This window comes from Microbulbifer sp. ABE4_465, from assembly GCF_056160765.1.
In genome coordinates, this window is the sequence record NZ_JBSWXV010000002.1 from 678704 (window position 1) to 692128 (window position 13425).

Here is a 13425-nt window from a genome sequence, read left to right on the forward strand (position 1 = left end):
ATGCCGCTGGAAATCTCCATCTCCGTGCAGGCAGAAGGTTTCGACCCGGGTGCCGAGTACAATCTGCTGCGCAGTGAAAATTACTCCGACGGCGCCACTGCCATGTTTGTCGGCAACGTCAGGGACTTCACGCCCGATGAATCCGGTGAGCACAAATCCGTCGCCGTACTGGAGTTGGAGCACTACCCCGGCATGGCGGAGTCAGCACTTACCGACATCGCCCGCCAGGCTGCCAAACGCTGGCCACTCGGGCGGGTGCGAATTATCCACCGCTACGGTCCATTGAACGCTGGTGAAGAAATCGTGTTTGTAGGCGCTACCTCCGCCCACCGCCAGGCCTCACTGGATGCCTGTGCCTTTATTATGGATTTCCTGAAAAGCCGTGCTCCTTTCTGGAAAAAGGAATTCGGGGGCGGAACAGAAAAAGGCTGCTGGGTAGATGCCAGGTCCAGTGATGAAGACGCACTAAAAAAGTGGTGATGCCTGAATAAGCACATAGTGAGCGCTTGCTATCGGTATATCCACCGAGATAGCTGTCTGGGTGTTTTTTATTCTGCTTAAAGTTTGACCTGGTTCCGCTGATTCCGTGAAAAGTGTGACAGCACTCACGCAAGGCCCGTCAAAGATACCCGTGAAACCTGTCACATAATCGAGCTTTTTTCTCTTGTCCTTTGAATTTTAAGAAAAAATTCTTCTCTAACTCTCTGCGCGAGTTTTGAAGCGCCTCACATATCCCCCCCCGCCGGTTGCAATACAATCGCCTCGCTAAGTACTCGTATTCGACGTTAGTCGGACAAAATCGGTCGAGAGATTGCGACCAATAAAAATGAGCCCGGATATCAGGGCAGGGCTTCCTGGGTAGCGTTCCCAGAGTTAGTTTCGAGGTATAAGGGATATGTGCAGAATTCTGTTGGCTACCGTTTTGCTCATGCTGGCGGTGATGACCAATGCTCAGGAAGTCAGTCGCGAAGAAATTCGCGGGCTGGACGAGCAGATTCAGGACGTAAAAAAGGATGTGATCAGCCTCACCTCCGAACTCAATCGTCTGGAAGAGAAGCTGCTGTTCCCCTCCAATACCCAGGTGGCTCTGTTTGTCTCGCTGCCTAACAGTACCGAATTCAGCCTTGAGTCCGTCGAGGTGAAGCTCGATAACCAGATCGTTGCTCACCACCTGTATACCTACCGCGAAATTGAAGCCCTGCAGCTCGGTGGTGTGCAACGTATCCATACTGCCAACGTGCAGACCGGTACCCACCCCCTGGAAGTCACCTATTTCGGAAGGTCCAAGTCCGGCAAGGAATACCGCGCAACCGCCAGCTACAGCGTGGAAAAAGCAGTGGGTCCCAAGTTTGTTGAGATCCAGATCGCCGGCAACCAGTCCGCTATCAACTTCAAGGACTGGTAAGCATGAACTCCCGTCTGGCCCGCGCGGTTGCCGGCGCAGCGCTGACTGTGCTGTGCGCCGCGTCTGTGCAGGCCAAAGCGCCCGAAGACCCCACGGCACTGCATACCAATAACCTTCGCGATCTGTTCTTTGGCGAAGCGTTATTCAATGCGCACCAGGATAATTATTTCGACGCGATCACCGGATTGGACACCGAGCTTCAGCAGTTTCGCTTGCTCGACGACCCGGAGCTCGACCCTTTTTTCATGCATTTTGGCCAGGCGGAGTTTGCCGTAGGGGATCTCGAGCTCTCCTATCGCATGCACCGGGAAGCCGGTCGTGCCATGGAACAGGTGCTGCAGGGCGATGTGCCCCAGCCAATCAAGAATGAGGCGGCCTACCGCCTGGCGAAAATCCACTATCACAAGCAGCAGTTTGCCAATGCTCTGCATGCGCTTGAGTTGATCGAGGGGCGCGTGCCGGAGCGTGTGCGTGCAGATGAGCAGTTCCTGCGCGCCCGCGTGTACATGCAATTGGGCCGCTTTGAAGAAGCGGTGGTGCTGCTAAAAGATCTCAAGGGCGAAAAATCTCTGGCGGGGTTCGTCGAGTACAACCTCGGGATCGCTCTGCTGAAGTCCGGAGAGACCGAGCGGGGTGTGCTGGAGTTGGACGGGCTCGGCCGCGGTGCGGGCAGCGGCGATGCCATGCGCGCATTGCAGGACAAGACCAACCTGCTGCTCGGTTTCCAGTTAATGGAAGCGGAAGAGTACCAGCGTGCCCGTACCTACTTTGACCGTGTGCAGCTGAGTGGGCCCTTCTCCAATCAGGCGCTATTGGGGGCGGGCTGGGTGGAGGCCAATGCCGGCCGTTACGACCGTGCGCTGGTGCCCTGGCAGTTGCTGAAGCAGCGAAAATCCACCGATGCGGCGGTGCAGGAGGCCATGCTCGCGGTGCCCTATGCCTACGGCAAGCTGGAAGTGCATAGCACCGCGGCGGTGAACTACGGTCAGGCACTGGACCTGTTTGGTAACCAGGTGGATGTACTCAGTCAGTCCATCAACAGCATCCGCGAAGGCAAGCTGCTGGAAGCGCTGCGCCGAAAAGAAGCCAGTCAGGTGAAAAACTGGGTGGTAGAGTTGCGCAAACTGCCGGATGCGCCGGAAACCCATTACCTGCTCGACCTGATGGCCTCTAACGACTATCAGGAATTCCTGCGCAATTACCAGGACCTGAACGACCTGCTCGAGCGCAACAAAGACTGGCTGCAAAGCCTCGATGCCTTCGATGAGATCATCGCACTGCGCCGAAGCTACTACGAACCGATTCTTCCTGGATTGGACGTTCAGTTCCGTCAGGTGGATGCGCGTATCAAAATGCGGCTGGAGCAGCGTCAGCATCTCGCCAATCGGATCGAAAACCTGCTGGTGAACCGTCGTCCGGAACTTCTGGCCAAAAGCGGCGAAACAGAATCTCGTCTGATTCTGCAGCAGATTCGCGACATTCTCGAATACAACCCCAGCCTGAAGAGTGAAGAGACTGAGGATCGCGTTGCGCGCCTTGAGGGTGTGCTGAAGTTTCGCCTGTCCCGCGAGTTTGATGATCGTCTCACCAAGGCTTACAAAAACCTGCAGGAACTGGATGAGGTCATCGCCACCCTGCAGGACAGCTACCAGCGTTATGTGCGTACCCGCCAGGCTGCGACCCATAGCTATGAGGGCTATACCGATCAGATCGTCAGCCTGCGCGCTGGCCTGAATCGGGCTCAGGAGCGAATCGATCAGCTGATGTTGCGTCAGGGGCGCATGCTCGAGCAGCTGGCCATCAGTGAGCTGGACGAGCGTCGCGCACAGCTGGAGAGCTACCAGATTAAAGCGCGTTTTGCGCTGGCCGATAGTTACGACCGGGCCAATGAATTGCAGGAGCGCCGTTCAGATGCGCGCAAGGTTGAGGAGTATCAGCGGCAGGTGGAGCAGATGAAGCAGGCTGCACCGAGTGCACAACCCGAGCCACTGCCCACGGAAAACCCTCCCGAGCTGGAAGCGCCGGCAGCGGATGCGGAGGCCTCGGGTAATGAATAAGACTCGCTTCGCCATAGTATTTAATAACCTTGGCCTGGCCACCGCGGCGTCTGCGGCCCTGTTGCTCAGCGCCTGTGCCAGTCACAGTGGCAAGACGATCGGCAGCCTGCAGCGTGTGGATATCGAGATTCAGGAAACCCATATCGATGGCAGCCTGGAAAAAGCCCTCGCCAGTTACCAGAAATACCTGCAGGAAACCCCGGAAACCGCGCTGACGCCGGAAGCGATTCGCCGTATTGCGGATCTGAAAATCAAGCAGGCGCACCGCGCGGAAGAGGGCATTCTGCCGAACAGCACCGAGACTCGCATCTTGTCGGCCGAGGAAATTGCGTCGGCCAATTTAACTGCGAGTAAAAAGACCAGCGCAGCGATGGGCGCGCTGGATGCGCCGCAGGTAGCGGGTGTCCGGTCTGCGACTCAGGCGTCCGATGTCACCCTCGGTAGTGTTGCTGGTAGTAGCGGTGAAAGCCAGAACGACTTCGAAGCCCGTGCCAGTGGTGCGGTGGATCTCAGTGGAGTCGCGAGTGACACGGAAGCAGCCGTGCCTGGTGACGACGCGGATGCGCTGCTCGCCGCCAATGCCCGAGAGGCCATTGCGCTCTACAAAAAACTGCTGGTGCAGTATCCGCAGTATGAGCGCAACGATCAGGTCATGTACCAGCTGTCCCGTGCCTACGAGGAGACCGGCGAGGTGGACGAGGCAGTCGGCGTTCTGCGCCAGCTCGTCGCAAAATACCCGGCTTCCCGTCACCTGGACGAAGCCTACTTCCGCCTTGGTGAATACTATTTCACTCGTAAGAAATTCCTTGATGCGGAAGAATCCTACGGTCGTGTGATTACCATGGGGGAAGTCTCCAGTTTCTATGAGCTGGCCCTGTACAAACGCGGCTGGGCGCTGTTCAAGCAGGATATGTACGAAATGGCGCTGGACGATTTCGTCCGCATGCTGGACTACAAGGTTGAGCAGGGCTACGACTTTGAGCAGCAGACCAACGAGACGGAACGCAAGCACGTTGAGGATACCTTCCGCGTTGTCAGCTTGAGTTTCTCCTATCTCGGTGGCGCCGACTCTATTGTGGATTACTTCACCAACAAAGGTCCGCGAGGCTACGAGTCCTACGTTTACAGCCACCTGGGTGAATACTACCTCGACAAACGACGCTACCAGGATGCTGCCAAGTCATACGACACGTTTGTGGAGCGCAACCCGCTGCACAAAGTGGCTCCGGACTTTTCCATTCGCGTAATTGAAATCTATCAGAAGGGTGGTTTCCCCCGGCTGGTGCTGGAGGCCAAGAAAGCCTTCGCCAACACCTATGCGCTGGATGCCGAATACTGGACCGTGTTTGAAATTGCCGAATACGCCACCGTGGTGGAGTTTCTGCAAACGAACCTGATTGATCTGGCGAGTCACTACCATGCGGCTTACCAGAATGTTAAGCCGAAAGACAAAGAGTTCGCCAAAAAGCGCGGTGAAAACTATGTGGAAGCGATCCACTGGTACCGTCGCTACCTCTCGTCGTTCGCCGACAAGCCCAAGGCGCCGGAAATCAACTACCAGCTCGCTGGCCTGATGCTGGAGAACAAGGACTTCCTCAATGCTGCACGGGAGTATGAGCGTACCGCCTACCATTACCCAAATCACGACGTAAACGAAAATGCCAGTGAGGCGGGCTATGCCGCTGTGTTCGCCTACCGTGAACACCTGGCAAACGATCTGGGCAGGGGTAGCAGCGCGGATAAAGTCGCTGTGCAGAAGGAAATTATTCGCTCGTCGCTGGCCTTTGCAGAGACTTTCCCGCAGCACGCCAAGGCACCGCAGATTTTGCTGGGCGCGGTGGACGATCTGTACAAGCTGAAGAGCTTCCCGGAAGCCATTCAGAACGGCCGCCTGTTGCTGGAGAAATTCCCCGCGGCGGACCAGCAGATTCAGCGTTCTGCCTGGCTCCTGGTTGCCCACGCTTCGTTTGATACGGAACTCTATGTGGACGCAGAGGCGGGTTACCGCGCAGCGCTGAACCTGACCGCAGGCGATGCCAAGGATCGCCCGGCCCTGGTGGATAATCTGGCCGGTGCCATTTATCAGCAGGGTGATCAGGCCCGCAAGGCCGAAGATCACCTGGCGGCCGCCGAGCACTTCCTGCGCATTCGCAATGCCGCCCCGGGCGCGACCATTCTCGCAACCGCCGAGTATGACGCGGCGGCCTCACTGATTCAGCTCGAAAACTGGGCCCGTGCCGCCGACGTGCTGAAAGCATTCCGCAGTAATCACCCGGAGCACGAACTGCAGAAGGAAGTCACCAAGAAACTGGCGGTGGTTTACCAGGAGAGCGGTCAATTGCTGTTGGCGGCCGCGGAGTTTGAGCGGATCGAACGGGAATCTGACGATGAAGATGTACGTCGCGAGGCTCTGACCCAGGCGGCAGACCTGTACAGCGCAGCCAAGAGCTATGACAAGGCGCTGGCGGCACTCAATCGCTACGTCAAGCTTTTCCCGCGCCCCATGGAGCCGGCACTGGAAACTCGCCAGAAAATTGCCGACATCTATCTCAATGCCGGCAACCAGAAAGCCTACTTCAATACGCTTGATGACATAGTCCGTATTGAACTGCGTGGTGGTGATGAACGTAATGATCGCACGCGCTATCTGGGTGGTAACGCTGCACTGAAGCTGGCGGAGCCCAAGTTTACGTCTTTTGCAGAGGTTGCCCTGGTGGCGCCACTTGAGCGCAACCTGAACACCAAGCGCACCCGCATGAAAGCGGCCACCGCCGCCTTCAGCGATCTGATTGACTATCAGGTGGCAGATGTGACCGCAGCGGCCACCTACTATCTGGGCGAGATCTACCTGCATTTCAGCCGTGCCCTGAAGGACTCAGAGCGCCCGACCAATCTCAGTGCGCTGGAGCTGGAAGAATATGAGCTGGCTCTGGAAGAACAGATTTACCCGTTCGAAGAGCGCGCTATTTCCGTCCACGAAAAAAATATCGACCTGATGGCTGCGGGTATCTACAACAATTGGGTAGCGAAAAGTATCGGTCAGCTTGCCGGGCTGGTACCTGCACGCTACGAGCGCCCGGAAGACGCTGGCAATATCGTAATGACCATTGTTCCGGTGCCTGAGGTTGCGGAAGAGCCTGCTGAAAATGTGGGCGAGGAATCGGGGGATCCTTCGGAGCCGGTGGAGCAGAATACTCCTGAGTCCACCATTATTGCCGAAAATACCGCTGAAGAGGGGCAGGGCTGATGAATGCCGTCATCAAAATACGCCGGGTCGGTCAGGCGGTGCTGTGTATTGGAATGCTGATGCTCGGTGCCTGTGCCAGTGGTCCGCAAACTTCCAGCCGCCCGGTAGACCCGATGAATGTCAAAGTGTCCGGGGCAGTGAACCGCGATTTCACCCAGGCGGTGGAATATCTGCAGGGGGAGCGCTACGGGGAAGCCATCGAGCTACTGCAGTCAGTGGTCGAGCGTGAGCAGCGTCTCTCCGCGCCCTATGTAAACCTTGGGATTGCCTATTTCAAGACCGGTGACGAAAAGCACGCGGAGGAATCCTTTCTGGAGGCCCTGCGCGCAGCGCCACTGGACCCGATTGCGAGCAGCGAGCTCGGTGTGCTTTATCGCCACCAGGGCCGTTTTGATGAAGCAAAGACAACCTACAGTAATGCCTTGCAGGCGCACCCGGAAAGCCTGCCGTTGATGAAGAATCTCGGCATTCTCTGCGACCTCTATCTCCAGGATGTGAATTGTGCACTCGCACAATTCGAGCAGTACCTGAAATATCAACCCGAGGATGCCAAAGTCGCTATCTGGATAACCGATCTCAAGCGGAGAGCCAACTGATGGATTCCATACAGAAATCACTATTGGCCATTTGTCTTTTGCTCGGCTCCCTGGGTGTGCAAGCGCAGGAAGAGGGTGAGAAAAAGGTCGATACCGAGGTGAAGGAGCTCTCCGGTATCTCCATTATCGGTAATGAGGAAGCGCCCAAGTCCCTGTATATCGTCCCCTGGAAAAGCTCCGAAGTCGGCGTGGAAAGCGGGCTCAACTCCAGCCTTCTGGACCCTCGCCTGCAGCCACTGGACAAAGAAGTTTTCTCGCGGGAGCTTGAGTTTTACGAGCTCAGTCTTCCGGAAGAATAGTTACTCCTTAAACAAAACTTTTTTACTTTTAATTCAACAGAGACCGTTAGCGGTCGAAACCAGGCAAAGCGGAAGTGTCCGCGGACCCGAGAAAGAAAACCAAGAGGATAAGTGATGGATTTCTTTAACAGCGTAATCGCGTTTTTTCAGACTGGTGGTGCATTCATGTATCCCATTCTGGTGGTATTCGCGCTCGGCGCCGCGGTAGCCATTGAGCGCTATATTCGCCTCATTTACGAGCGTCACACCAACCGTGCCGCCTGGGAGAAGCTTCAGCCGGTACTCAAAACCGGTGACTTTGATCGCGCCCGTAACCTGGTCAAAGACGATAACACCGGTGTGGGTCGCCTGCTGGCCATGGGTCTCGAGCGTCAGGGCGCAGTCCGCCGCCGTGAAGATATCGAGATCGCCATGGAAGAGAGCATCATGGAGACCATTCCGCAGTTGGAAAAGCGCACGCCTTATGTTGCGCTTGGCTCCAACATCGCCACCCTGTTGGGTCTGCTCGGTACCATTATGGGTCTGATCGAAGCCTTTACCGCGGTGGCCAATGCCAACCCGGCGGAGAAGGCAGACCTGCTGTCGGCCAGTATCTCCGTTGCGATGAACACCACCGCCTTCGGTCTGATGGTCGGTATTGCGTTGCTGATCGTGCACGCACTGCTGAACTCGCTCACCGGCCAGATCGTCGACAGTCTGGAAATGGTGTCGGTCAAGGCACTCAACATCATGTCCTCCGGCACGCGCCGTCGCAGTGATGCGGCCAAAGAGGCTCCCGCAGACAAGCCGGTCAATCGCGATATCGAGCAGACCAAGCAGGCGCAACAGGCAGAGGAATCCGAGGCCGAAGCTGAAGTGGCATCCGATAACAGCGCCAAACCGGAATCTGCGTAATGAGAAGCAGGCGTCACAGTAGAGCCAAAGAAGCGCCGGAACTGGACATCACCGCCTTCCTGAACTTGATGGTGGTGCTGGTACCTTTCCTGCTGGTTTCTGCGGTGTTTTCACGGGTAACCATTCTCGAATTGAATATGCCGACCGGTGCCGGCGGCGCCTCGGAAGACCCTGGCGTGACCCTCGAAGTCGTGGTGCGCAAGCAGGTTTTGGAAATCAGCGATGGTGAAAAAGTCATCGCGCGATTCCCGAATCTGAACCAGCCGGAAGGTGGGGCAGAAGCGGTCGCCGCGGAGGGAGAGCTGCAAATCCCGGTGGACGAAAATGGCTTGCCGATCATTCTGCCTACGGAAGAGGTTTACGACCTTGCCCAGCTGCGGGAGTACCTGCTGCGGATCAAGGAAACCTACCCGGATAAAACCGATTCCACACTGCTGATGGAGCCGGATGTGGCCTATGAGCACCTTGTGGGAGTGATGGATACGGTACGCAGTGCCGAGGTTATGCCCGTACCGGAAGATGGCAGCGCGCCAGACCCCGAGGCATCGCCTGAAAAGATGGAACTCTTCCCCGATATTTCCCTGGGAGATGCGCCGTGAAACGTGAAAGTAGACGCATGAAGCGCATGGGGCGAAGCCACAAGCGCAAAACACCAGGAATGAACCTGACCTCGCTGATGGACGTGTTTACCATCCTGGTGTTCTTCCTGCTGACCAACAGTTCCAGCAATGAAGCCATTGAGGCACCCAAGGTAATCACCCTGCCGGACTCGGTAGTGGAGTCAAAACCGCGGGAGACGGTTACCCTGATGGTGACCCACGACGAGGTTTTGATTGAAGCCAAACCGGTGATGACCACAGACCAGCTGTTCCAGAGTGAAGAGCTGGTGATCGAGGCCATTCAGCAGGCGATGATTGCCGAAGTCGGTAAGGCCATGACCATGGCGGACAGCGAGCTGGAGGAGGCGAAAGCCGCACTGGCCGAGCGCGCCGCTGCCGGAGAAGACGTTACAGCCGAAGCGGCGGAACTGCTGGCGGAACCCCCGGAGGTGAATATCCTTGCGGACCGCACTGTGCCGTTCAATATCCTGAAAAAAGTAATGTCCAGCTGTACCAACGCCGGATACACGCGAATTTCCCTGGCGGTCATTCAAAAAGCATCTCAGAGTTAGTGAGCGTTTGTGAATAATTTTCATCAACAAAAACAGGCACTGACCGCAAAGCAGGAAGCGGTTCGCCAGCAGCTGGAGGCGCTTCAGGCGGAGTGCGACCAGGTTGATGGCAAACTGGACACGCTGCATCGGGATGAAGCCAAGCACCAGTTGCTGGATGAGATTTCAGATCGTCTTGGCAAACTGGAGGAGGCTGGTGCCGGTGATCTGTTCTGGGCAGAGCACTACAAGCAGGACGCTTCCAAGGCGCTGATCCATCGCCTGCAGAAAACCGTCAGTATCTATCACGCCAACATGAACCTGCTGCATGAGCGCAAGCAAAAGCTGCAGGATCAGATTGAAGACTGCCGTGACGACCTGTTTGACCTGGATGCCGAGTTCCGCGAAATTCGCCAGGCCGAAGAGGACGTCCATTACGAGTATGAAGTCACCAGGGAGCTGGAGCAGTCCGCCTTCCGCGATGGCACCATGCCTTGGAATACCAGTGGCGAGGACGAGCGTCGCTTCCGTATCAGCCTGCTCGCGTGTTTGCTGTTGGCCTGCTTCCTCGGTTTCGGCGTACATATCTGGCAGCTGCCGGAGCCCGATGAAAACGAGGTGGTAGAAGTACCTGAGCGTCTGGCCAAACTGGTACTGGAAAAGAAAAAGCCCAAGCCCAAGCCGCCTGAGCAGGTGGTGAAAAAGCCGGAAGAGAAAAAGAAAGAGCCTGAGAAGCCCAAGCAGGAGGTGGCGAAGGAAGAGCCCAAGCCGTCGAATGTGGAGAAAAAGCAGGTGCGCAAGAAAGTCGAGCGCGCAGGCCTGCTGGCCTTCAAGGATAACTTCCAGGATCTTATCGAGGACGATCTGGACAACCGGCTCGGTAAGCAGACGCAACTCAGCACTGCCGGCAAGCAGGAAAGCCGCAGTCAGCGTTCACTTATCACTTCGGCGGCGAAAGCAGGCTCCGATGGTATTAATACCTCGGCCCTCAGCCGTGATGCCGGTGGTGTGGGAACGGCGCTGGACGGTGTCAGCTTCTCGCGGGTATCCAGTGGTATTGGTACCGAAGGTGACTTTGCCGGCGAAGAGCGCCCGCTCAGCGAAGGTGTAGGGCCGTCTCGTACCGACGAAGAGATCCAGATTGTCTTCGACCGTTACAAGTCGGCGCTTTACCGGATCTACAATCGCGAGCTGCGTAACAACCCCGCGTTGCAGGGCAAAATGGTGCTGAAAATCACCATCGAACCGGACGGTACCGTGTCGCTTGCCTCTGTTGAGAACAGTGATATGGACTCGCCCACCCTGGATAGCAAAATTGTTGCGCGGGTGAAACGCTTCAACTTCGGACCCAAGGAAGGTGTGCCGACCATCACCATCCTGTACCCGATCGACTTCCTGCCGGCGGCGTAGTCGTCGGCGTACCGAAATGCTCCTTTCCGGAACTTTGGAAAGGAGCATTTGGTGCGTAGAGAAGCGCTTAAATGGTACGTTTGTTTTATAGGAATACAGTCTGAACCCACGTAGTATTTCGTGATTGCACCAATGACTGGTGCGTAGAAAAACATGGAATCACGGGGACTCAGTCGGATGTTCAATTACCACCCCGTCAGTGCGGATAAGCTGATCGCCGGAGGCGATTTCGGTAAACGCATCACCATCACACCTCAAGCCGAGCCCATTTGGAACTCGCTGGTCTCACTTGCCAATAAAGGCAATTACTGGGCTCAGATGAGTGTCAATGGTGTCAAGCAATTGGCCGCTGGCCGCCTCAGCCAGAAAAACATCTTCGTCAAACCTGGCTGTATCCATCGTGGCGGTACCGAAGAGTTCGTCATTATTCTTCCGGGGTGCCGGGTCACGGCGGAGAAGCTCGAGAATGACAGCTATAAACTGCTGCATTTTCAAGCGGATTTGAGTTATGGGGAATTGATAAAGGATGGGCAGGCGCCGGGGTTATATGACGCGAAGTTCAATGAGGGCCGCTGGATAACGAGATACCGCGATAACGGTGAGGTTGACAAGCGTCCTCAGCGCGTTGTTGCTGTTTGCGATACAGGATACTCACTCCCAGAGGAGGCGGTGCGATCTACCGCGGGTGCTCTTTCAGGCAGTGGTCGGGTGGCTAATGTTTCAGGGGGTGCTCGGTCGATCAAGTTTGGTGGTCCCGGTGGTGGCTTCGATCTCCATTTCACCCCCGGAAACAAGCCCATTGGTGGCGTTATAAGATATAACCGCGCTATAAATCCGCTGGATAATGAACGTCTACACGAGTCAGCTCTGCTGCTCGCACGTAGTATGTATATGGCGAGGGACGTTCAAGATGTACGTTGGATTTCTGAGTTTGGTGGCTCCGGTGTTCTGACTCAGGCATTTAAAATTCTCGCGGATAGGAAGGTGAGGCTCAATGGGCACACTGCCTTTATGTATCGACCGAGTACGTCTCCAAACGAAGCCTTGAAGGCGATGCACCAAGTTCAGGGGCTGGAATTGGATCGCGACATTAAGGATTCCAACGCACTAGACTATATTGGAAATCGCGACAATCTCCGATTAGCTAAAGAGCGCCGGTTAAAAGAAAAAGGCAGTTATACCTTGCTTCATCGAGCAACTGATACAGTGTGCGCAGGTGTTACTGTACACAAGGCTGCAGGCTTTGTGGCTGGTGCCGCTGGATTGGCGGGCCTTGCAGTAAGCGCTCCCGCTGCCGGCACCTTCTTAGCGGCTTTGGGTGCAGCTGTTGGCGTTGCTGGTACGGCAGGCAAGCTTGGTCAACAAGCATTAAAGGCCTGGGCGCCTCGGAAGTACAATGAAATAGCGAGTAAATTCTGATGCTGGATATTATTAAATATTCGTCGCTAGAGTTGAGAGAGTATGAAGGGCAATGTGTGGCTCATGGCCCCTCGTTTGATCGAGCAAAAATTGAGCGTGTGCACCTTCCTCATTGCACGCTTGAATTTCGTGCGCCACGCCATGCCCCGGCCAGACGCTTTCCGGTAGAGGAGTATCGGGTCCAGAAAAGCTATAGTCTTGGTCACCTAACCTCTATAGGAGATTCGCTAGTTCCCAGTGACAGTTGGCGAAAAGTAAGCGTTTGCTGGCGGCGTTGGGGCTTTTATGGACCTTGGTTTACCGGCTACATGGGTGATGTAGGGTTTTCGGTAAGAGTTATTGGTACTGCATCTGATAGCTCGAAATTGAATTTTCTGTATCCGCCGGCATTGGAGGCAGCCGTATTGGGCTATCTGACAGCTCGTTACGGGCATGCAGTCCATGGCCAGCAAACGAGCTCACCTTACTATAAGGCACCTGTTGACTGGCAACCCATGCGCAGCTTGGAAGTGCCAGCAGTACAGTTGGATGTAGTTGAGAATCTTAACAGCTTGATGCATAGCCGTTTATTGTTCTTCCCGGTTTCGCGAGATCGATTAGCCGTATTAGAGTTTGACTACAGCCGTAGTTGTGTAGGTAAAAAGGAGGTTGTAGATGCAAAAATTAGCCCCCAGCCAATGCTCGACCTAATAAACAACATCATAGCCAGCATTCGTCTGGAGCCTTCTCCGGAATTCCAGGCTGAGATTGATCAGGCAAAATCCGCATGCAAGGGCGAGTATTCCGTATCCCCCGAATGCAAGCCCTTTAATTGGCCGGCTGATGTCGACAAAGACGGGCTGACCATGCTGGAATACCAGCAAGGCCGCTACAAAACGGATTGATCAAATTTAGTGCAATTATAGTTGTGTGAGGCAGCCGCGCCAATGCGCATATTTCCCAATCGAT

At 55.6% G+C, this 13425-nt stretch carries 12 protein-coding genes; all 12 read left to right on the top strand.

Annotated features, from left to right (window positions below; translation table 11 throughout):
* The 12 genes from ACXAG1_RS06490 (at position 1) to ACXAG1_RS06545 (ending at position 13361) form a co-directional block, all read left to right on the top strand.
* Entirely contained in the window at positions 1-480 is a 480-nt protein-coding gene (locus tag ACXAG1_RS06490) for a molybdenum cofactor biosynthesis protein MoaE (protein WP_475119275.1), read from the top strand.
* Between the two features lie 415 nt (positions 481-895).
* Positions 896-1405: a hypothetical protein gene (locus tag ACXAG1_RS06495; protein ID WP_475119276.1), complete on the top strand. Its 510-nt coding sequence runs from the start codon at positions 896-898 to the stop codon at positions 1403-1405.
* Between the two features lie 2 nt (positions 1406-1407).
* Positions 1408-3462 (top strand): tetratricopeptide repeat protein, encoded by a 2055-nt coding sequence (locus tag ACXAG1_RS06500; protein ID WP_475119277.1) that lies wholly within the window; start codon positions 1408-1410, stop codon positions 3460-3462.
* Positions 3455-6709, top strand: coding sequence for a tetratricopeptide repeat protein (locus ACXAG1_RS06505; protein ID WP_475119278.1), 3255 nt, complete (start codon positions 3455-3457; stop codon positions 6707-6709). Before ACXAG1_RS06500 ends, ACXAG1_RS06505 begins: the two co-directional genes overlap by 8 nt.
* A complete protein-coding gene (locus ACXAG1_RS06510; RefSeq protein WP_475092052.1) occupies positions 6709-7305 on the top strand; it encodes a tetratricopeptide repeat protein in 597 nt (198 codons plus the stop codon). Before ACXAG1_RS06505 ends, ACXAG1_RS06510 begins: the two co-directional genes overlap by 1 nt.
* The gene (locus ACXAG1_RS06515; protein WP_475119279.1) at positions 7305-7604 is read left to right on the top strand and encodes a hypothetical protein; all 300 of its coding nucleotides are present in this window, start codon (positions 7305-7307) and stop codon (positions 7602-7604) included. The genes ACXAG1_RS06510 and ACXAG1_RS06515 overlap by 1 nt, the downstream gene beginning before the upstream one ends.
* 114 nt (positions 7605-7718) lie before the next feature.
* The gene (locus ACXAG1_RS06520) at positions 7719-8498 is read left to right on the top strand and encodes a MotA/TolQ/ExbB proton channel family protein (RefSeq protein WP_475119280.1); all 780 of its coding nucleotides are present in this window, start codon (positions 7719-7721) and stop codon (positions 8496-8498) included.
* Positions 8498-9097: an ExbD/TolR family protein gene (locus tag ACXAG1_RS06525; RefSeq protein ID WP_475119281.1), complete on the top strand. Its 600-nt coding sequence runs from the start codon at positions 8498-8500 to the stop codon at positions 9095-9097. The genes ACXAG1_RS06520 and ACXAG1_RS06525 overlap by 1 nt, the downstream gene beginning before the upstream one ends.
* Positions 9094-9669, top strand: a complete 576-nt coding sequence (locus ACXAG1_RS06530) for an ExbD/TolR family protein (protein WP_475092056.1) — start codon at positions 9094-9096, stop codon at positions 9667-9669. Before ACXAG1_RS06525 ends, ACXAG1_RS06530 begins: the two co-directional genes overlap by 4 nt.
* A gap of 9 nt (positions 9670-9678) precedes the next feature.
* Positions 9679-11058, top strand: coding sequence for a TonB family protein (locus ACXAG1_RS06535; protein ID WP_475092057.1), 1380 nt, complete (start codon positions 9679-9681; stop codon positions 11056-11058).
* Positions 11059-11235: 177 nt separating this feature from the next.
* Positions 11236-12477, top strand: coding sequence for a hypothetical protein (locus tag ACXAG1_RS06540; protein ID WP_475119282.1), 1242 nt, complete (start codon positions 11236-11238; stop codon positions 12475-12477).
* Positions 12477-13361 carry a hypothetical protein gene (locus tag ACXAG1_RS06545; protein ID WP_475119283.1) on the top strand — a complete coding sequence of 295 codons (885 nt, stop codon included), beginning with the start codon at positions 12477-12479 and terminating at the stop codon, positions 13359-13361. The genes ACXAG1_RS06540 and ACXAG1_RS06545 overlap by 1 nt, the downstream gene beginning before the upstream one ends.
* The last annotated feature ends 64 nt before the right edge of the window (positions 13362-13425 follow it).

Excerpts from the sequence above, each read along its gene's own strand:
- ACXAG1_RS06490 (WP_475119275.1), top strand. The coding sequence starts at position 1 with ATGCCGCTGGAAATCTCCATCTCCGTGCAGGCAGAAGGTTTCGACCCG.
- ACXAG1_RS06495 (WP_475119276.1), top strand. The coding sequence starts at position 896 with ATGTGCAGAATTCTGTTGGCTACCGTTTTGCTCATGCTGGCGGTGATG.
- ACXAG1_RS06500 (WP_475119277.1), top strand. The coding sequence starts at position 1,408 with ATGAACTCCCGTCTGGCCCGCGCGGTTGCCGGCGCAGCGCTGACTGTG.
- ACXAG1_RS06505 (WP_475119278.1), top strand. The coding sequence starts at position 3,455 with ATGAATAAGACTCGCTTCGCCATAGTATTTAATAACCTTGGCCTGGCC.
- ACXAG1_RS06510 (WP_475092052.1), top strand. The coding sequence starts at position 6,709 with ATGAATGCCGTCATCAAAATACGCCGGGTCGGTCAGGCGGTGCTGTGT.
- ACXAG1_RS06515 (WP_475119279.1), top strand. The coding sequence starts at position 7,305 with ATGGATTCCATACAGAAATCACTATTGGCCATTTGTCTTTTGCTCGGC.
- ACXAG1_RS06520 (WP_475119280.1), top strand. The coding sequence starts at position 7,719 with ATGGATTTCTTTAACAGCGTAATCGCGTTTTTTCAGACTGGTGGTGCA.
- ACXAG1_RS06525 (WP_475119281.1), top strand. The coding sequence starts at position 8,498 with ATGAGAAGCAGGCGTCACAGTAGAGCCAAAGAAGCGCCGGAACTGGAC.
- ACXAG1_RS06540 (WP_475119282.1), top strand. The coding sequence starts at position 11,236 with ATGTTCAATTACCACCCCGTCAGTGCGGATAAGCTGATCGCCGGAGGC.
- ACXAG1_RS06545 (WP_475119283.1), top strand. The coding sequence starts at position 12,477 with ATGCTGGATATTATTAAATATTCGTCGCTAGAGTTGAGAGAGTATGAA.